At 69.7% G+C, this 18,585-nt stretch carries 16 protein-coding genes; 2 read left to right on the top strand and 14 right to left on the bottom strand.

All coding sequences use genetic code 11. The annotated features are described in order from the left end of the window. Positions 1-67: 67 nt before the first annotated feature. The 3 genes from ABGB08_RS40225 to nadD form a co-directional block, all read right to left on the bottom strand. A complete protein-coding gene (locus ABGB08_RS40225) occupies positions 68-2,032 on the bottom strand; it encodes a zinc ribbon domain-containing protein (RefSeq protein WP_347601704.1) in 1,965 nt (654 codons plus the stop codon). Next, positions 2,029-2,496: a recombinase family protein gene (locus tag ABGB08_RS40220; RefSeq protein ID WP_347601774.1), complete on the bottom strand. Its 468-nt coding sequence runs from the start codon at positions 2,494-2,496 to the stop codon at positions 2,029-2,031. The genes ABGB08_RS40225 and ABGB08_RS40220 overlap by 4 nt, the downstream gene beginning before the upstream one ends. 229 nt (positions 2,497-2,725) lie before the next feature. Beyond that, a complete protein-coding gene (gene nadD, locus ABGB08_RS40215; RefSeq protein WP_155358063.1) occupies positions 2,726-3,349 on the bottom strand; it encodes a nicotinate-nucleotide adenylyltransferase in 624 nt (207 codons plus the stop codon). Between the two features lie 76 nt (positions 3,350-3,425). Here nadD and ABGB08_RS40210 point away from each other — a divergent pair, with 76 nt between their 5' ends. Beyond that, positions 3,426-4,445, top strand: a complete 1,020-nt coding sequence (locus ABGB08_RS40210) for a M48 family metallopeptidase (protein WP_155358062.1) — start codon at positions 3,426-3,428, stop codon at positions 4,443-4,445. Between the two features lie 27 nt (positions 4,446-4,472). Here the strand turns inward: ABGB08_RS40210 and ABGB08_RS40205 are convergent, their stop codons facing one another. Genes ABGB08_RS40205 through ABGB08_RS40195 form a run of 3 tightly spaced genes read right to left on the bottom strand, consistent with a single transcriptional unit; the run spans position 4,473 to position 7,045 of the window. Continuing rightward, the gene (locus ABGB08_RS40205) at positions 4,473-6,368 is read right to left on the bottom strand and encodes a serine/threonine-protein kinase (protein WP_347601701.1); all 1,896 of its coding nucleotides are present in this window, start codon (positions 6,366-6,368) and stop codon (positions 4,473-4,475) included. A gap of 54 nt (positions 6,369-6,422) precedes the next feature. Next, the gene (locus ABGB08_RS40200) at positions 6,423-6,866 is read right to left on the bottom strand and encodes a DoxX family protein (protein ID WP_347601699.1); all 444 of its coding nucleotides are present in this window, start codon (positions 6,864-6,866) and stop codon (positions 6,423-6,425) included. Then, entirely contained in the window at positions 6,863-7,045 is a 183-nt protein-coding gene (locus ABGB08_RS40195; RefSeq protein ID WP_155347574.1) for a hypothetical protein, read from the bottom strand. The genes ABGB08_RS40200 and ABGB08_RS40195 overlap by 4 nt, the downstream gene beginning before the upstream one ends. Before the next feature lie 129 nt (positions 7,046-7,174). On the opposite strand from ABGB08_RS40195, the gene ABGB08_RS40190 reads away from it, so the two are divergent. Further along, positions 7,175-7,825 (top strand): response regulator transcription factor, encoded by a 651-nt coding sequence (locus ABGB08_RS40190; RefSeq protein WP_347601697.1) that lies wholly within the window; start codon positions 7,175-7,177, stop codon positions 7,823-7,825. A 125-nt stretch (positions 7,826-7,950) separates the two neighbouring features. Here the strand turns inward: ABGB08_RS40190 and ABGB08_RS40185 are convergent, their stop codons facing one another. The 8 genes from ABGB08_RS40185 to ABGB08_RS40150 form a co-directional block, all read right to left on the bottom strand. Continuing rightward, a complete protein-coding gene (locus ABGB08_RS40185; RefSeq protein ID WP_347601695.1) occupies positions 7,951-9,198 on the bottom strand; it encodes a glutamate-5-semialdehyde dehydrogenase in 1,248 nt (415 codons plus the stop codon). Positions 9,199-9,213: 15 nt separating this feature from the next. Next, positions 9,214-10,302, bottom strand: a complete 1,089-nt coding sequence (gene proB / locus ABGB08_RS40180) for a glutamate 5-kinase (RefSeq protein WP_347601772.1) — start codon at positions 10,300-10,302, stop codon at positions 9,214-9,216. Between the two features lie 42 nt (positions 10,303-10,344). Further along, a complete protein-coding gene (gene obgE, locus ABGB08_RS40175) occupies positions 10,345-11,694 on the bottom strand; it encodes a GTPase ObgE (protein WP_347601693.1) in 1,350 nt (449 codons plus the stop codon). A gap of 165 nt (positions 11,695-11,859) precedes the next feature. After that, a complete protein-coding gene (rpmA, locus tag ABGB08_RS40170) occupies positions 11,860-12,117 on the bottom strand; it encodes a 50S ribosomal protein L27 (protein ID WP_155347579.1) in 258 nt (85 codons plus the stop codon). Between the two features lie 6 nt (positions 12,118-12,123). Then, entirely contained in the window at positions 12,124-12,438 is a 315-nt protein-coding gene (rplU, locus tag ABGB08_RS40165) for a 50S ribosomal protein L21 (protein WP_155347580.1), read from the bottom strand. A gap of 394 nt (positions 12,439-12,832) precedes the next feature. Next, the gene (locus ABGB08_RS40160) at positions 12,833-15,661 is read right to left on the bottom strand and encodes an Rne/Rng family ribonuclease (RefSeq protein WP_347601690.1); all 2,829 of its coding nucleotides are present in this window, start codon (positions 15,659-15,661) and stop codon (positions 12,833-12,835) included. A gap of 103 nt (positions 15,662-15,764) precedes the next feature. Then, positions 15,765-16,499, bottom strand: a complete 735-nt coding sequence (locus tag ABGB08_RS40155; protein WP_246268843.1) for a TIGR03936 family radical SAM-associated protein — start codon at positions 16,497-16,499, stop codon at positions 15,765-15,767. A 141-nt stretch (positions 16,500-16,640) separates the two neighbouring features. Next, positions 16,641-18,566: a TIGR03960 family B12-binding radical SAM protein gene (locus ABGB08_RS40150; RefSeq protein ID WP_347601688.1), complete on the bottom strand. Its 1,926-nt coding sequence runs from the start codon at positions 18,564-18,566 to the stop codon at positions 16,641-16,643. Between the last annotated feature and the right edge of the window lie 19 nt (positions 18,567-18,585).

Below are 18,585 nucleotides of genomic sequence, written 5' to 3'. Positions count from 1 at the left end.
TTGATCTGGTCTCCACTGACCCTCTCCTTCCCAGGGTGCCAGATGGCGGCCCTTCAAGCGTCTCTGATCAGCTATGCGATTCCATGCAAGACATAGTGCCTGGCGTGGGTTCTGCCCATCGAGGAGGGGTAGCGTGAGCGTGCAGGTGGAAGCCCGCGCCCAGTGCAGCCCCTCGTGGCCTGTGTCGGCTGGTGGGTGTGCTGATCGTCTGCACGCCCTGGTGTCGGTCGGCTGCGCGGGGCAGCTGGGTCCGGCCCGTGTGAGCGTGTCCCTCCGGACGCTTGCTCGCCGATCCCGTGGGGCCGGTGAGGGAGGGTGCCCTGCGTCGCCTGGGCGCGGGGCGTGCTGGCCTGCGCCGGGTGGGTCCGGTCTTGGACCGGTCTTTCCGGCTGGTGTCCGCGGTCGGCTTGATCACGGCTTTGGCTTCGAGTTCGTCCACGACGCCGCGGATCACCATGGCGCCGCCGGCGCGGTCGGTGGCGGTCGTGGTCTGGTGGGTGAGGCCGCGTGCGGCGATGCGCTTGCACGCTCCGGCGTCGCGGTCGCCTTGGTATCCGCAGGAGCGGCAGATGGCCCACTTCCACCCGGGCGCGGTGGGCCGGTCGGGGGCTTTGCGGTGCCGCAGCGGAACCAGGCACCGCGGGCAGTGCTTGGAGGTGTCCTTCGCCGGGACTGTCACGACGGCGATACCGGTCTCAGCGGCCAGGTGCCGAATCCGGTCCACGATCTGCCCGCGCACCGTTTGGGACACGCGGGTGTTCATCGTGCGGCCCATGTCCTTGGCCTCCAGGGAGCGGAGGTCTTCGACATAGATCACCGTCGCGTCGGCGGCGATGGCCTGGTCCACGGCCCATCGGGCCGCAGCCCACGCCAGAGCATCGTTGAGATTCGAGCGACGGTCGCAGAGGTGCCGGATCTGTTCGGCGAGCATCTGATGCCTGCCGATGAGCCGATGATCGACTGCGCCGCCGATGAGCCGCTGATACCGGTCGGCTTTGGCGTGCAGATGCTCACTCTCCCGCCGCAGACGGTGCTGTTTCGCGAGAACACCGGCGGCCCGGAACATGCCCCCGGCGCCCAAGGCGGCGATGGTGCCGTCATCGTGCAGCCGGGCCGCACCCGCACTGAGCAGAGTATTGAGGCCCCAGTCCACCCCGAGCGCAACAGTGTGCCCGCATCGCCGCGCCTTCGGGACCGCATGGGTGAAGACGAGGTCGGCCCGCACTGCGCCGTGGTGGATGCGCAGGGTCGGCAGGTGCAGCAGTGCGCTTGGCGGGATGGTGGGTGGCAGCGCGATGGGGCAGGCCACCCACGTCCAGTCCTTGTAGGACTGCGGGTCGGGGCGGGCGGGCAGCTGCAATCGCAGCAGTGCCCGGCCCGGATCGCTCTCGTGCCGTTCGATCGTGGCCTGTTGACCGTCGCACGCGGCCAGCGGCAGCATCCGCGCGGTGCGGGGCGCGGGCTCCAGTTCGAACACATCGACCGGCAGCCGCCCGTGCTCGCGCTGGAAGGCTGCCGCTTGCCGGGTGCGGGACCTGATCGCACTGGACGGCAGATACTCCCCACCGGGAATGGCTTCGCGGACGGCATCCCACTCCTTCGGGGTGCGCTTGGCTGGATCAACGGGCCAGGTGGCCACGATTGCGGCGGTCAGGTCGGCCCGCCACTTGGCCGACCGCAAGGCACGCCCGGCCTGCTCTTGGGCCATGCGCACGATGCGGTCATTGACCTTCGCGTCACAGGTGAGGCTCCAGCCCAGACGCCGCAGCGCCATCCACGCATGGGACGGCAGCTTCCGGCCCCCGGCATCCTTACCGGCGGCGAGCACATCCACATCGGTGGCATTCCAGTGCTCGCCGGTCAGCGCGCCGCCCATGTCGGACACCAGATCGGCAGCCCATCCGACACGCTCGGCCAGCACGGAGGCGAGCAGGAGCTCGCCGGTCTTCTCATCAACCGCTTTGCGCAGGACGGCGCGGGCGCAGACGGTTCGGGACGTCTCGCCCTCGGCCAGCGGGAGTTTCCGGCTCACCCGGCACACTCCCCGCTGCACTGGCCGCTCTCGGCGAGCAGCCGCGTGCGAGCACTCATGCTGTACAGGCGTCCGGGGAAGTTGGTAGCCGGCGAGAGGAAGTCTTCCAGGAGTTCATCCCGGTGCCCGGACCTGTTCGAGTGCAACACGTCGAAAGCGACGCCGTACACGGCGAACAGGCGCTTGAGCCAGCCGACACCGAACCGCGCCAGCCGATCCTCATGCGTCACCCGCACCACACTCATGCCGCTATCGGACGCCATCGCCAGCACCTGGTTGAGGCCAGGCCGGCTTTCCCCCAGCCCGGAACCGCGATCCTTGACGACCTTGACCACCGTGCCCGTGGACGTGGCCCGCAACTCCTCCTCCTGCGCGGCCAAAGAGCAATCCTGCACAGACGAACCGGGCGCTCGCACACACAGCAGCTCCGGCCCGAGGCGGGAGGTTGCGGCCCCGCGCTTCATGTTCTCCACATCAACCGGAAAGGACCGGCGCTCCCGCCCGACCCAGGAGAAAGGGATCTTGCCATCGACAGCCCACTGGCGAAGCGTCATCGAGTGGATACCCAGACGCTTCGCGGCCTTGGAACACACGGCAACTCCATACGCACAACTATACATATACAACGCTAGGGATCACTAATAAAGCAGAGAGCCTATTAGCCGCACGGCCGTACCCGGTCGAGGCATGACCCTACTTCCCGCCACCGACAGTTCCGGGGCGGTAGAGGCCGCGCTTGCCGATGTACTGCACGATGCCGTCGGGCACGAGATACCAGATCGGCTGTCCCGCCTCGACCCGGTCGCGGCACTCGGAGGAGGAGATGGCCAGCGCCGGGATCTCGATCAGGCTGATCATGCCTTCGGGCAGGCCGGGATCGTGCAGGGTGTGGCCCGGGCGGGTGCAGCCGACGAAATGGGCGATCGTGAAGAGCTCCTCAACGTCCCGCCAGCCCAGGATCTGGGCCAGCGCGTCGGCGCCGGTGATGAAGTAAAGCTCCACCTCCGGCCCGTAGATGCCGAGGATGTCGCGCAACGTGTCGATGGTGAAGGTCGGCCCCGGCCGGTCGATGTCCACCCGGCTGACCGAGAAGCGCGGGTTGGAGGCGGTCGCGATGACCGTCATCAGATACCGGTCCTCAGCGGCGGAGACCGTCTTGTCGGCCTTCTGCCAGGGCTGCCCGGTCGGGACGAAGACCACCTCGTCCAGCTCGAAATGGTGCGCGACCTCGCTCGCCGCCACCAGGTGCCCGTGATGGATCGGATCGAAGGTGCCGCCCATGATGCCAAGCCGCCGGATGGCGGCCCCGTTCCTCATAGGACGGACCCTAACGCGCGGGCTGGGACCGACCTGAAAGCGGGTTCATGCGCATCACGGGAAACACCGACGTAGCATGCCCAGCATGACCACTCCCGATCGCAACCGCGTCCAGCTGCCCGGAATCAGCTCCCGCGCCTACGAACATCCCGCGGACCGGTCCGCCCTGGTCGCGATGCGCTCGCTGTCCGGGTTCGACTCGGTGTTGAAGCGCATGTCCGGACTGTTCAGCGAGCGCCGCCTGCGCCTGATGTTCCTGGCCTCGGCGGTTCGCACGTCCGAAACCCAGTTCCGCGCGCTCTACGACATGGGCCGCGACAGCGCCTACATCCTCGACCTGCACCGCATCCCCGAGGTCTACGTCCAGCAGAGCCCCCGGGCCTACGCGATGGCGATCGGCTTCGACGAGCCGTTCATCGTGGTGTCCACCGGCCTGCTCGACCTGATGGACGAGGAGGAGCTCCGCTTCGTCGTCGGCCACGAGACCTCGCACATCCTCTCCGGCCACGCCGTCTACGGCACGATGCTGCAGATCCTCACCCAGCTCGCCACCCGCGTGGCCTGGATCCCGCTCGGCTACATCGGCCTGCGGGTGATCGTGGCCGCCCTGGAGGAATGGGCGCGCAAGGCCGAGATGTCCGCCGACCGCGGCGGCCTGCTCGCCGGTCAGGACCCTGACGCCGCGCTCCGCGCCCTGATGAAGCTGGCGGGCGGCTCGCGCCTGCACGAGATGAACATCGAGGCCTTCCTGGACCAGGCCAGGGAGTACGACACCGCCGGCGACGTCCGCGACGGCCTGCTCAAGGTCCTCAACCTGCTCGGCACCACCCACCCGTTCGCGGTCACCCGGGTGGCCGAGCTCGACCGCTGGCGCCGGAGCGGCGAATACGACGCGATCCTGGCCGGAAACTACCCGCGCCGCGAGGACGACGCCAACGCCAAGATCTCCGAGGAGGTCAAGGCGGCCGCCAACTCCTACCGCGAGTCGTGGGCCCAGTCCCAGGACCCGTTCATCGGCGTGCTCCGCGACGTCGCCGAGGGCGCGGTGAACGCGGGCGAGCGCATCTTCAACCGCTTCGCCCGCCGCGAGAATTAACGGGAGGGGGCCCTCCGGGGCTCCCTCCTAGACAAACAGCGCGATAGCCCGTACGGCTGCCGCACACAAAGCCACAAATCCGCCCAGAACAGCGAGTGCCCGGAGTCCTTCCCTGCGAAGATCGGGCAACTCGGCCCCGATGCGTTCCACCTCGCGGCCGATGATCGCGCCACACACCACGCCGAACACCACCCCCGCGACCGTGACCGGCACCGGCTGATTCCACCAGTCGGGCGCCAACCGGCCGCCCCCGGTCGCCCAGAGCGCCGCGAACGCGGCCAGCCCGGCGGGAATACCCGGCCAGGCCAGGGCGGCGATCAGCGACCCCGCCAGGGTCAGCGGGAACGACAGCACCCGGAGCACGCTGCGGACCTTCGCGGAACGCCGCTTGCGCACCAGCCAGTGACCACTCCACAACGCCCTGGCCAGCACCACGAAGGCCCCGGTGATCGCGAAAGTGGCCACGGGGTACACGACCGAGATCACCACACACGGCACGGCGAAGGTGGCCAGCAAGGCGAGCGCCGCGTTTCCGGTCGGAATCCCCGAGCCCGCTTCGACGACCGCCTCTGAGGCCAGCGCGGATTCCGCCTCCGCGGCCACCTGACCGCGCGAAGCTCTCCGCCTTTCCCCGGAAGCCGGGGACGAGTTCCGGCCGGCTTCCCCGGAAGTTGAGGACTTTCGTTCCCCAACTGCCGGAGATTTCCGGCCCGCTTCCACGGAAGCTGACTTCCTCCCCGTTTCCCCGACCGCCGCGGACTTCCGGCCAGCTTCCGCGGAAGGCGAGGACTTCCGCGCCACTTCCCCAACCGCCGGGGCCTTTCGGCCTGCTTCCCCGACCACCGGGGACTTCCGCCCCGCTTCACCAACTGCCGGGGATTTCCGGCTCGCTTCCACGGCCGACTTCCGGCCCGTCTTAAGATCATCACTGCGCGCGGGCTTCCGATCGTCCTCCGCCGGTTCGCCCTCCTCCGCGCCGCGCTGCCGGGGCTCGTCGACCGTGACTTGGCGTGCTCTTGACACTTTCTTGGTGTCCTTCGGTTTCCCTCCGAACAGGCGCAGACCCCGCCGCGGCTCCTCCTCGGGGGGCTCCTCGGCCTGCGGGTGATCCGGCTCGGCCGGGGCGATCGCCCGGGCCAGGCGGTGCAGCCGGTCGGCGAGCAGCGCGGCGGTCGGGCGCTTGGCGGGCTCCCGGTTGAGCGCCGCCCTGACCAACGGCAACAGCGCCGCCGGAACACCCTTGAGATCGGCCTGGCCATGCAGGATCGCGTACATCTGCGACTCGACCGTGCCCCGCCCGAACGTGGGACGCCCGGTCGCGGCGAACGCCACCGTCGCCGCCCAGGCGTGCACGTCGGCGGGCTCCCCCACGACCTCGTCGGCGAACAGTTCGGGGGCCGCGTACCCGGGGGTGCCGAGGAAGGTGCCGGTCCTGGTGACCCGCGTCGCGTCCATCACCTGGGCGATCCCGAAGTCGATCAGGACCGGGCCTTCCTCGCCGATCAGCACGTTGGCCGGTTTGAGATCCCGGTGCACCACCCCGGCGGCGTGGATGATGGCCAGCGCCGTGGCCAGCCCCTGGGCGACCATGACCAGCTCGGCCTGGGCCAGCGGCCCGCGACGCCGTACCGCGTCGAGCAGGGTCTCCCCCTTGATGTGCTCCATCACCAGGTACGGCCGATCGCCGGACAGGTCGGCGTCCAGAACCTGGGCGACGTAGGGGCTCTCGACCCGGCGCAGGGCACGGACCTCGCGGTCGAGGCGTAATCGGGCCTCCGCGTCATCCTCGATCGGATCGCGGAGCATCTTCAGGGCCACCTGCTCCCCGCGCCGGGTGGCCGCGAGGTAGACCTCGCCCATGCCGCCGCGGCCCAGCCGCTCCAGCAGCGCGTACGGGCCGACCCGCCCCAGACGTCCACCCATAGGGTGGCCCACGTTAGTGGACCCCCCCGACAATTCGCGGGAGGCACGCCGTTGTCAGGCGGGTTGCGCCACAGACGGCACGGATTTGGCTTCCCGGCGACGCCCGAAGAGCACGTAGTCGAGGCTGATCCGGCCCGGTCCCGCCGCCGCCAGCAGGAGCGCGACCGCGCCGAGCGCCAGCACCAGTTCGAAGCCGCCGTTGGCCAGCAGGATGCCGTGGCCGACGTGCACGAACATGAGGGCCCCCGCCATGAGCACGAACAGGGCGGCGCCCGCCAGCATGGTCAGCAGTCCCAGCACGAGCAGGATCCCGCCGCCCAGTTCGGCGACGATCGCGAACCAGGCCGAGATCCGGGGCACCGGAATGTTCCATTCGGCGAAACCCTGCGCGGTCGCGTCCACGCCCCGCTTGTACTTGGCCCACCCGTGCGCGATGAAGACGACCCCGAGCGCGAGCCGGCCGACCAGGGCCGCCATGTCGTAGAGGGCGCGTTTCATCGGCCTTCCCTGACCGGCTCTTCGAGCAGGTGCTCCAGGCCGACGCCCGGCTCTGCGGGCAGCTTCTTCCGGCCCGACCTGCGCCAATTCAGATGGCCGTGGCTCTCAAGCAGCAGCAACAGCCGGTCGGCCACGACCAGCACCACCGCCACGAAGCCCAGCGCGATGAGAATATCCATAACAACAAGTGAAGGTGACCCCACAGAACGTCACTGGGAGCGACACGCCCCGATGCGCTAGTGACCGCCAAGTCGTTCCCAAGACCGCTGCGCCACTCTGTGCTCAGAGCGTCGTCGGTTGGAGGACAAATGAGCGGCACCATCACCGCTGTCGTGGCGGACCAGCATCCGCTGTACGCGGAGGGAATGCGTTTCGCGCTGGAGCGCGAGACCGGCATCACGGTGCTGGGGACCGCCAGTGACGCCCTCGACGCGCTCCGGCTCGCCGTCCGCCTGCACCCCGACGTGGTCCTCATCGACTTGGGCATGCTGGACGCGCTGGAATACCTGCGGCGCCGCTGCCCCGCTGTCCGGGTGCTGGCGCTTGGCCAGTCCGACGGCGAGGCCGACCTGGTCACAGCCCTGCGCGCGGGCGCCCAGGGCTACCTGCTGAAGGGCACCCACCCCGGCGAGATCGCCGCCGCGGTCCGCTCGGTGGCGCTCGGCCACATGGTGTTCGGCCGGGGACTGGCCGCCAGCGTGCTGACCCGGATGACCACCAGAACCCCGGACAGCCCCTTTCCCGGCCTGACCCAGCGCGAGCACGAGGTCCTGGAGCGCCTCGCCGACGGCCGCTCCAACGCCGAAATCGCCCGCGAACTCCACCTGGCCCCAAAGACGGTACGCAACCACGTCAGCAACGTCCTCACGAAGCTGGAAGCGGCCAGCCGCGTGGACGCGGCCCTGCTCGCCCGCGACGCGGGTCTGGGCTCCCGCAGGCTGGTCGCGGCAGGGGTCTAGGAACGCAGAAGACCAGTGACTCCAGCCTTCTGCCGGTGGGTGCCTGATGGGCGGCTGTTCTGTCGGTGGGCGTTGGCAGCATGGCGGGCATGGCTTTCCCGCGAATGCTCCGGCGGCTGCTTCGGCTACGTCCTGATGTGGCCGTCGCCCGTGTAGATCCACTTGGTGGAGGTGAGTTCGGGCAGGCCCATCGGGCCCCGGGAGTGGAGTTTCTGGGTGGAGATGCCGACTTCGGCGCCGAAGCCGAACTCGCCGCCGTCGGTGAAGCGGGTGGAGGCGTTGACGGCGACCGCCGCGGAGTCGACCAGGGCGACGAAGCGGCGCGCGGCGGGCTGGGAGCGGGTGATGATGGCGTCGGTGTGCGCGGAGCCGTAGCGGCGGATGTGGGCGACGGCCTCGTCCAGGGAAGCGACCACAGCCGCGGCGATGTCGAGGGACAGGTATTCGGCGTAGAAGTCGTCTTCCGTGGCCGGCACCACGTCGGGGCTGTAGGCGGCGATGGCCGGGTCTCCGTGGACAGTGACGCCCGCGCTCTTCAGCGTGGCCAGCGCCTTGGGCACGAACTCCTCGGCGATGGCGGCGTGCACGAGGAAGGTCTCGGCCGCGTTGCAGACCGACGGGCGCTGCGCCTTCGCGTTGACCAGGATCGACAGCGCCATCTCCTGGTCTGCGTCGGCGTCCACGTAGACGTGGCAGGTCCCGACGCCGGTCTCGATCACCGGAACCGTGGACTCCTCCACCACGCTGTTGATCAGGGACGCCCCCCCACGCGGGATGAGCACGTCCACCAGGCCGCGCGCCCGCATCAGCTCCTTGACCGAATCCCGGGTCAGACCGGGCACCAGCTGCACGGCCCCGGCGGGCACCTCGGTCTCCGCCAGCGCCTCCTGCATGATCCGCACCAGCACCGTGTTGGACGCGTAGGCGCTGGAAGACCCCCGCAGCAGCACCGCGTTGCCGCTCTTCAGGCAGAGCGCCGCCGCGTCCACGGTCACGTTCGGGCGGCCCTCGTAGATGATCCCGATCACGCCCAGCGGCACCCGCACCTGGCGCAGCTCGAGCCCGTTGGGCAGGGTGCTCCCGCGCACCACCTCACCCACCGGATCCGGCAGATCGGCCACCTCGCGGACCGCGCCCGCGATCTTCTCCACCCGGGCCACGTCCAGCCGCAGCCGGTCGATCATCGCCTCCGAGGTGCCGCCCTCGCGCGCCTTGTCCACATCCTCGGCGTTCGCGGCGACGATCTCATCGGCCCTGGCCACCAGGGCGTCCGCGATGGCGCGCAGGGCGCGGTCCTTCGGCGCGCGCGGGAGCGGAGCCAGCAGCTGGGCGGCGTCCTTCGCCGCGTGGGCGACCTGCAGAAACTCACTCATCGCGGAATACCTCCGTCAAGGGACGTGCGGCTCGAGTATGACGATGTCGTCGCGGTGGATCAGCTCGCGCTCGTATTCCGGGCCAAGCGCGCTGGCCAGCTCGCGGGTGGAACGGCCGAGCAGTTCGGGGATCTCCGCGGCGTCGAAGTTGACCAGGCCCCGGGCCACCGGATGGCCGTGCGGGCCGTACAGGTCGACCGGGTCGCCGGCGGCGAAGTCGCCCTCGACCTTCAGCACCCCGGCGGGCAGCAGCGACATGCGGCGGTCGACGACGGCGGCCACCGCGCCGGTGTCCAGGTGCAGCCGCCCCCGGCCGGTGGCGGCGTGCGCCAGCCAGAGCAGGCGGGTGCCCGGATGCCGCCCGCCCGGGTGGAAGTAGGTGCCGACGTCCGCCCCGGCCAGCGCCTGCGCGGCGTGCGCGGCGGCGGTGAGCACCACCGGGACGCCCGCGCCAGTGGCGATCTTGGCGGCCTGCACCTTGGTGACCATGCCGCCGGTGCCGACGCTGCCGCCGCTGCCCAGCTCGACCCCGTCCAGGTCCGCCGGGCCGCGCACGTCGGCGATCCTGGCCGAACCGGCCTTGCGCGGGTCGCCGTCGTAGAGCGCGTCCACATCGGAGAGCAGCACCATGGCGTCGGCGTGGGTCAGGTGCGCGACCAGGGCGGCGAGCCGGTCGTTGTCGCCGAACCTGATCTCGTCGGTGGCCACCGTGTCGTTCTCGTTGACCACCGGCACGATGCCGAGTTCGAGCAGCCGGGCCAGGGTGCGCTGGGCGTTGCGGTGGTGCGAGCGGCGCATCATGTCGTCGGCGGTGAGCAGGACCTGGCCGACGCGCAAGCCGTACCGCGCGAAGGAGGAGGTGTAGCGGGCGATCAGGACGCCCTGGCCGACCGAGGCGGCGGCCTGCTGGGTGGCCAGGTCCTTGGGCCTGGCCCGCAGGCCGAGCGGGCCGAGCCCGGCCGCGATCGCGCCGGAGGAGACCAGGACGACCTGCGTGCCCGTCTGGCGGCGGGCGGCGAGCACGTCGACCAGGGCGTCCACCCGGTCGACGTCGATCATGCCCTGCGGGGTGGTCAGCGAGGAGGACCCCACCTTGACCACCATGCGAGCCGCGTCGCGGACCCTCTCCCTGGCCACGAGACTCCTTTACAGTCTGCTGTCGGAGCCTCTGGGGCCGCCGATGCGGGTCTGGGCGGCCTCGGAGGGCCGCCAGTCGAAGATATAGCCGTTCTCCATGGAGCCGATCACGACCTCCACGCCAACGTCCGCGCCCGCCTCGATGAGCGCCTCCTCCACCCCGAGCCGCTCCAGCCGGTCGGCCAGGTAGCCGACGGCCTCGTCGTTGGTGAAGTCGGTCTGCCGGATCCAGCGTTCCGGCTTCTCGCCGGTGAGCTGGAAGGTGGTCTCGTTGACCCGGCGCAGCGTGAACCCGGTCTCGCCGAGCTGCTTGGGCCGGATGACGAGCCGGGTGGGCTCCTCGACCGGCTTCTCGGCGCGGGCCCGCGCCACCATCTCCCCCATCGCGTACGCCAGCGGGGTGAGCCCTTCGTGGGACGCCGCGGAGATCTCGAACACCCGCAGCCCGCGCTCGGCCAGCAGCGGCTTGACCAGATCGGCGAGCTCGCGCGCGTCCGGCACGTCCACCTTGTTCAGCACGACCATGCGCGGCCTGTCCTGCAGCGAGCCGTAGGCCGCCAGCTCCGCCTCGATGACCTCGAAGTCAGAGACAGGATCACGCCCGGGGTCCAAGGTCGCGCAGTCCAGCACGTGCACGATCGTGGAGCAGCGCTCCACGTGCCGCAAGAACTCGTGGCCGAGCCCTTTGCCCTCGGAGGCGCCAGGGATGAGCCCCGGCACGTCGGCCACCGTGTAGATGACCTCGCCCGCCGTGACCACGCCCAGGTTCGGGATCAACGTCGTGAACGGATAGTTCGCGATCTTCGGCCGGGCGGCCGACAACGCCGCGATCAGCGAGGATTTACCGGCGTTCGGGAAGCCGACCAGCGCGACGTCCGCGACGGTCTTCAGCTCCAGGGTGATATCGGCGACATCGCCGGGCTCGCCCAGCAGGGCGAATCCGGGCGCCTTGCGCTTTGAGGTGGCCAGCGCCGCGTTCCCGAGCCCCCCGAAACCGCCCTGCGCGGCCACATACCGGGTCCCGACGCCGATCAGATCGACCAGCACCTCCCCCGTTTCCGCATTTTTCACCACAGTGCCGTTGGGGACCGGCAGGATCACGTCCTCGCCGCGCCCGCCGTCCCGGTTCGAACCCGCGCCCTGCTTCCCGTTGCCCGCCTTGCGGTGCGGCCGGTGGTGGTATTCCAGCAACGTCGAGGTGTTGGCGTCCACCTCCAGGATCACGTTGCCGCCCGGGCCGCCGTTGCCCCCGTCGGGGCCACCCAGCGGCTTGAACTTCTCCCGGTGCACGGAAGCGCAGCCGTTGCCGCCGTCACCCGCCTTGATGTGCAAGATGACGTTGTCGACGAAATCAGCCATAGCCTGCTTCCCCTAAGAAACGAAACGAGGCGGATCGGACTCACCGACCCGCCTCGCCTTCCGGTATCAACGAGAAACCCGTCCGTTGGACAGCCGCATGGCCGCCGACCTAGGCGTTCACCGCCGGATCGTCCAGACCCCGGCTTCTCGTTAATTTTGCGGGATTTACTCCGCCACCGGGATGATGCTCACTGCGCGGCGACCGCGCTTGCGGCCGAACTGCACGTGGCCCGCGACCAGCGCGAACAGCGTGTCGTCGCCGCCGCGGCCGACGTTGTCGCCCGGGTGGTGGTGGGTGCCGCGCTGCCGGATGATGATCTCACCGGCGTTTACGAGCTGCCCGCCGAAACGCTTGACTCCGAGCCGCTGGGCGTTGGAGTCGCGGCCGTTCCGGGTGGACGAGGCGCCCTTCTTGTGTGCCATGACTCCCTACTTCCCAGGGTTGATGCCGGTGACCTTCACCTGGGTGTACCGCTGGCGGTGCCCCTGGCGCTTCTTGTAACCGGTCTTGTTCTTGTACTTGAGGATGCGGATCTTGGGACCCTTGGTCTCGCCGAGAATCTCGGCGGTCACCTGGAACTTGCCGAGCACGGCCGGGTCGGTGGTGACATCGCCGTCGTTGACGACGAGAATCGCCGGCAGCGCAAACGTGGAACCGATCTCACCAGGGACCGTGTCCACTTCGATGACGTCTCCCACGGAGACCTTCTGCTGCCTGCCGCCGCAACGAACGATCGCGTACACCGCGGAAACCCTTCTTGTCTACTGGATGCTGCGCCTCGACACCCGATCGCTGGATACGTTTGCCGGCGGACCAGGGAAGCGCGCGAAGCCAGGCACGCCACCAGGCGCACCGATTGACTAGAGTACCGGATTAACGGGACCGAGGTCGAACCGGGCGGAACACCGGAGCTATTAATTAGAAAGTCGTGATCTGGATAGCCGCACGGTTTGGCCGCGCCTGTGTCTGGACTGAGGAACGCAGGGTCGCGAAGCGGCCCGGAGTGACGAGGGAAGACACAGGCTGAAGGCGGCCAAGCCCGCCGTGCCGGAGGCGCGGCCATCAACACGGTGAGTCGCCTGATCGGCGCCTCCGCGGCTATCTATGGGACGGGTTTCTGGTTAATGAGAAGTCTGTTCAGTCAGCCGATCTGGACCGCCGGGAGCGTCGCCTCCCTCGCGGCTGTCCCTCGTCGAAACTGTCGGTCACGCTGTCCCGGCCGTCGTCGGCGGCGACCGCCGAGCCGTCGCCGAGCTTGTCGGCGACCGCCTTCTCGATGGCCATCTTGCCCTGCGTGCCGCGCGGCTCCGGCTTGGCCTCGACCGGCTCGGTCGAGACGATCAGGCCGCGGCCGTGACAGCAGTCGCAGGGCGTGGAGAACGCCTCAAGCAGGCCCTGGCCGACCCGCTTGCGGGTCATCTGCACCAGGCCGAGCGAGGTCACCTCGGCTACCTGGTGCTTGGTCCGGTCCCGGGCCAGGCACTCCAGCAGCCGCCGCAGCACCAGGTCGCGGTTGCTCTCCAGGACCATGTCGATGAAGTCGATGACGATGATGCCGCCGACGTCCCGCAGCCGGAGCTGGCGCACGATCTCCTCGGCCGCCTCCAGGTTGTTCCTGGTGACGGTCTCCTCCAGGTTGCCGCCGTGGCCGGTGAACTTGCCGGTGTTGACGTCGACGACGGTCATCGCCTCGGTCCTGTCGATCACCAGCGAGCCGCCGGACGGCAGCCAGACCTTGCGCTCCATCGCCTTGGAGATCTGCTCGTCCACCCGGTAGGCGGCGAACACGTCACCGGGCTCGTCCCAGCGGGACAGCCGCTCGGCCAGGTGCGGGGCGACATGGCTGACGTAGTCCTCCACGTCCGCCCAGACCTCCTCGCCGGAGACCACCAGCGAGGCGAAGTCCTCGTTGAACACGTCCCGGACCACGCGCACGGTCAGGTCGGGCTCGCCGGACAGCAGCTCCGGCGGGCTGGCCGACTTGGCCTTGCGCTGGATCGCCTCCCATTGCGCCGACAGCCGCGCCACGTCCCGGGCCAGCTCGTCCTCGGACGCGCCTTCCGCGGCGGTGCGCACGATCACGCCCGCGTTCTCCGGCATCACCTTGCGCAGGATCTGCTTGAGCCGGGTGCGCTCCTTGTCCGGGAGCTTGCGCGAGATACCGGTCATGGAACCGTCGGGGACGTAGACCAGGTAGCGGCCCGGCAGGCTGATCTGCGAGGTCAGGCGGGCGCCCTTGTGGCCCATCGGGTCCTTGGTGACCTGCACCAGCACCGGCTGGCCCGACTTGAGCGCCGCCTCGATCCGGCGCGGCTGCCCTTCCAGTCCGGCGGTGTCGAAGTTCACCTCACCGGCGTACAGCACCGCGTTGCGGCCCTTGCCGATGTCCACGAACGCCGCCTCCATCGACGGCAGCACGTTCTGCACCTTGCCCAGATACACGTTCCCGACGTAGGACTGGCTGGCCTCGCGGTCCACGTAGTGCTCGACCAGCACGCCGTCCTCCAGCACGGCGATCTGGGTGCGGCCGCCGTGCCTGCGCACCACCATGACCCGCTCGACGGCCTCGCGCCGGGCCAGGAACTCCGACTCGGTGATGATCGGCGGGCGGCGGCGGCCCATCTCGCGGCCCTCGCGGCGGCGCTGCTTCTTCGCCTCCAGGCGGGTGGAGCCGCGGAAGCCCTGCACCTCGTCCACGGAGGTGGTGGTGGACAGGGCGGTCCGCCCGGCGCGCGGCGCGCGGATCCGGACCACCGTGTTCGGCGGATCGTCGCTGATCGGCTCGGCGTCGTCGGTCCCGCGCCTGCGCCGCCTGCGGCGACGCCGGGAACCGGTCGTCTCGCCCTCCTCCTCGGCGGACGCGGCCTGCGCGTCCTCCTCCTCGGCGGGCTCTTCCTCGCCGCTCTCGTCCTCGCCGGCCTCGTCGTTCTCGCGGGCCCGACCGCGACCACGGCCGCCCCGGCGGCGACGCCGGCGGCGGGAACCGTCCTCGCCGGCCTCCTCGTCGCTCTCCTCGGCCTCTTCGGCCTCGGCGGTCACCGGCTCCGGCTCCTCCACCGGTTCGGCCGGTACGGCGGGCTTGGCTGGCGCCTGCTTCACCGGAACCTGCTTGGCCGCGAACGGATCAGGAGCCTGGAACAGCGGCTGGAAGACGGCGGCGGGCGGCTGGAAGGTCACCGACGGCACATCGGCCTGCCGGGCGGCCGACAGCCCGAACGGGTCGGCCACGACCCGCGCCTGCGGGGACAGATCCTCGTCCAGGTCCTCCCCTGCGGGCTCGTCGTCCAGCGGCTCCTCGGCGGGCATGGCCAGCAGCATCGCGGCGGCCACCTGGGCCTCGGCGGCGCTCATCGCGCTGGATCGTTCCCCACGATGATCTCCGTCGTCGTCCTTCTTCCGGGTACGGCGACGCTTCACCGGGGCTTCGGCCGCCGATTCGACGACCGCGTCGATCTCAGCCTCGACGACAGCCTCGTCGACTCCAGGCACGGGCTCCTCGACGGGCTCGGCCTTCTTGCGGGTCCTGGTCCGCCGGGCCGGCTTCTCCGCCGCGACAGGCGCATCGGCCACGACCGCTTCGGGCGTCTCAGCGGCCTCAGCCGCATCGGCGGCCTTCGTCCGGCGGCGGGTGACACGCTTCGGCTTCTCGGCGACCTCGGCCACCTCGGCCGTCGTCTCCGCCGACACCGTCGTTTCGGCCGGTGCCGCCGTTTCCGCCGGTTCGGCCACCGCACGCCTGCTCGTACGCGTGCGCTTGGGCTTCTCGGCGACAGCCGTACCCACGGCAGGGCTGGCCAGCGCCTGGGCGGCGGCGGCCTGGATCGCCGGAGCCGGCGGGATGTCGTCCGGCTCGGGCGGAGGCCCGGCGGGGCGGCTGGCGCGACGGCGCACGGTCTTGGTCTCGTTGGTGTTCAGTTGTGTGGTCTCTGTTGTCGTATCGCCGACAGTGGGCTCGTTGTCGAGCATGCGGGCGCTCTCCCGTCAGCTCCCGGGCGCGTTTCCGCGCCGCGCGGGAGCATTCGTCTCTCGCGGTCCGCCTGGCCTCCTCACGGGGCCGCGGCGGCAAGTCCTATAGGTGGTCACCAACCCGGTCGGCTTCGAGCGGGTCGGCGGGCTCACCGGTTATCGCGTCGAGCGGCCCCTGCGCCAGCCTGGTCACCGCGGGGGGTGACGGCGGCGCGAGGCCTGCCACGAGACGCAATCCCATGAGCACGTCATCGGGCCGGACGGCAGGAGTTTCGTGCCGAACGACCATGCGAAGTATGACACACGACTGAATCGGCTCCTGACCTGCCGTTCCATCCGCGTTCTCCGCCACGGTGAGGGTCTGGACCGCCTGACGTGCGTCGAACGCACGCAAGCCTTTCTTGGTCAGGCGCTCCACATCCACACGCGCGGCAGCCAGAAACGCCGTCACCGCCGATGCGGCCTCGGCCGGGTCCACCCCGGTCAGCCGCACCTCCCACATCGACCCCTCCAGCCGGTCGGCCAGGCTCCCCGCGTGCGCCTCGACCACGTCGAGCACGTCCAGGCCCGGCGGAAGCGAGGCGTCCAGGTCGGCGCGGAGCCGGAGCGGATCACACGCGCGGCTCACCCCGATCTCCAGGTACTCGGCCTCGCTCGCCACCCCGGTCGGGGCGGCTCCGGCGTAAGAGATCTTCGGATGTGGACTGAACCCCGCGCTGTACGCCACCGGGATACCCGCCCGCCGGACCGCTCGTTCGAGCGCGCGGGAGATGTCGCGGTGACTGGTGAAGCGCAACCGTCCACGCTTGGCGTAACGCACACGAAGGCGCTGCACCACGGGCGCGGGCGGGGGCCCATCGGGAACGGGTTTCAGTGCTCCGTCGTCCTTCCGGTGTCGTCAATCTCTGTTATTGATGTTGAATCGATACTCTTCGAGTCAGAAATTCTTCTCTCAGCATATGCCGCTCTCACGCGTCGTTCACACGACGGTCAGCGGCAGCAACTTCCGCCCCGTGGGCCCGATCTGAATCTCGGTCCCCATGGTGGGGCAGACGCCGCAGTCGTAACACGGTGTCCAGCGGCAGTCCTCGACCTCTTTTTCGTGGACCTCGACGTCGTTGACGGCGTCCTGCCAGTCCTGCCAGAGCCATTCCCGGTCGAGCCCGGCGTCGAGGTGGTCCCACGGGAGCACCTCGTGTTCCTCGCGCTCCCGGGTGGTGAACCAGTCCACGTCCACCCCGACCTCGGCGGACGCCTTCATCCAGCGTTCGTAGGAGAAGTGTTCGCTCCAGCCGTCGAACCGCCCGCCGTCCGCCCACACGGCTTCGATCACCGCGCCGACCCGCCGGTCCCCCCGGGAGAGCAGCCCCTCCACGATGGACGGCTTACCGTCGTGGTAGCGGAATCCGATGGCCTTGCCGTACTGCTTGTCGTTGCGCAGGCTGTTGCGGAGTTCGCGGAGCCGCCGGTCCACCGTCTCGTGGTCGCACTGGGCGGCCCACTGGAACGGGGTGTGCGGCTTGGGCACGAACCCGCCGATGGAGACCGTGCAGCGGATGTCCCGCGAACCGGTGGCCTCGCGACCGGCCTTGATGACCTTCTTGGCCAGGTCGGCGATGCCGAGGACGTCGATGTCCTCCTCAGTGGGCAGGCCGCACATGAAATACAGCTTCACCTGCCGCCACCCCTGGGTGTAGGCGGTGGTGACGGTGCGGATCAGATCCTCCTCGGTGACCATCTTGTTGATCACCTTGCGCATGCGCTCGGAGCCGCCTTCGGGCGCGAAGGTCAGGCCGGAGCGACGGCCGTTGCGGGAGAACTCGTTGGCCAGGTCGATGTTGAACGCGTCGACCCGGGTGGACGGCAGCGACAACGAGGTGTTGGTGCCCTCATACCGGTCGGCGAGGCCCTTGGCGACCTCGGCGATCTCGGAGTGGTCGGCGCTGGACAGCGACAGCAGGCCGACCTCGTTGAAGCCGGACTCCTTGATGCCGTTGGCCACCATGTCGCCGATCACCGTGATCGAGCGCTCCCGGACCGGGCGGGTGATCATGCCCGCCTGGCAGAACCGGCAGCCCCGGGTGCAGCCGCGGAAGATCTCCACGCTGAACCGCTCGTGCACGGTCTCGGCCAGCGGCACCAGCGGCTTCTTCGGATACGGCCACTCGTCCAGGTCCATCACGGTGTGCTTGAACACCCGCGAGGGAACCCCAGGACGGTTGGGCACGACCCGCTTGATCCGGCCGTCCGGCAGATACTCCACGTCGTAGAACTTGGGCACGTAGACGCCGCCGGTCTCGGCAAGACGCAGCAGCACCCCGTCCCGGCCGCCCGGCTCGCCCTCGTTCTTCCACTCGCGGATCACCTCGGAGATGGCGATCGCGATCTGCTCGCCGTCGCCGAGCACGGCGGCGTCGAGGAAGTCGGCGATCGGCTCCGGGTTGAACGCGGCGTGCCCACCGGCCAGCACGATCGGATCGTCGTCGGTCCGATCGACCGCGTGCAGCGGGATCCCCGCCAGATCGAGCGCGGTCAGCAGGTTGGTGTAGCCGAGTTCGGTGGAGAAGGACACCCCGAGCAGGTCGAAGGCGCGCACCGGCCGGTGCGCGTCCACGGTGAACTGGGGCACGCCCTCGGCGCGCATCAGCGCCTCCAGGTCGGGCCACACCGCGTAGGTGCGCTCGGCCATGGTGTCCGGGAGCTCGTTGAGGATCTCGTACAGAATCTGCACGCCCTGGTTGGGCAGGCCCACCTCATACGCGTCCGGATACATCAGCGCCCAGCGGACCGTGGCCTCGTCCCAATCCTTGACGGTCGAGTTCAGCTCACCCCCCACATACTGGATCGGCTTCTGCACTTTGGGCAGCAGCGGTTCCAGGCGGGGGAACAAGGACTCGACAGACATGCTCCCAAGGGTATCCGCT

The organism is Acrocarpospora sp. B8E8 (assembly GCF_039871605.1).
GTDB lineage: Bacteria > Actinomycetota > Actinomycetes > Streptosporangiales > Streptosporangiaceae > Acrocarpospora > Acrocarpospora macrocephala.
Note: the sequence above shows the minus strand (reverse complement) of the source record. Positions and strands in the feature narration are given on the sequence as shown.

Coding starts and splice junctions, on each gene's coding strand:
- ABGB08_RS40150 (WP_347601688.1), bottom strand. CDS start 18,566: ATGTCTGTCGAGTCCTTGTTCCCCCGCCTGGAACCGCTGCTGCCCAAA.
- ABGB08_RS40190 (WP_347601697.1), top strand. CDS start 7,175: ATGAGCGGCACCATCACCGCTGTCGTGGCGGACCAGCATCCGCTGTAC.
- ABGB08_RS40160 (WP_347601690.1), bottom strand. CDS start 15,661: ATGCTCGACAACGAGCCCACTGTCGGCGATACGACAACAGAGACCACA.
- ABGB08_RS40220 (WP_347601774.1), bottom strand. CDS start 2,496: ATGAAGCGCGGGGCCGCAACCTCCCGCCTCGGGCCGGAGCTGCTGTGT.
- ABGB08_RS40205 (WP_347601701.1), bottom strand. CDS start 6,368: ATGGGTGGACGTCTGGGGCGGGTCGGCCCGTACGCGCTGCTGGAGCGG.
- ABGB08_RS40200 (WP_347601699.1), bottom strand. CDS start 6,866: ATGAAACGCGCCCTCTACGACATGGCGGCCCTGGTCGGCCGGCTCGCG.
- ABGB08_RS40210 (WP_155358062.1), top strand. CDS start 3,426: ATGCCCAGCATGACCACTCCCGATCGCAACCGCGTCCAGCTGCCCGGA.
- nadD (WP_155358063.1), bottom strand. CDS start 3,349: ATGAGGAACGGGGCCGCCATCCGGCGGCTTGGCATCATGGGCGGCACC.
- proB (WP_347601772.1), bottom strand. CDS start 10,302: ATGGTGGTCAAGGTGGGGTCCTCCTCGCTGACCACCCCGCAGGGCATG.
- obgE (WP_347601693.1), bottom strand. CDS start 11,694: ATGGCTGATTTCGTCGACAACGTCATCTTGCACATCAAGGCGGGTGAC.
- rpmA (WP_155347579.1), bottom strand. CDS start 12,117: ATGGCACACAAGAAGGGCGCCTCGTCCACCCGGAACGGCCGCGACTCC.
- ABGB08_RS40185 (WP_347601695.1), bottom strand. CDS start 9,198: ATGAGTGAGTTTCTGCAGGTCGCCCACGCGGCGAAGGACGCCGCCCAG.
- ABGB08_RS40195 (WP_155347574.1), bottom strand. CDS start 7,045: ATGGATATTCTCATCGCGCTGGGCTTCGTGGCGGTGGTGCTGGTCGTG.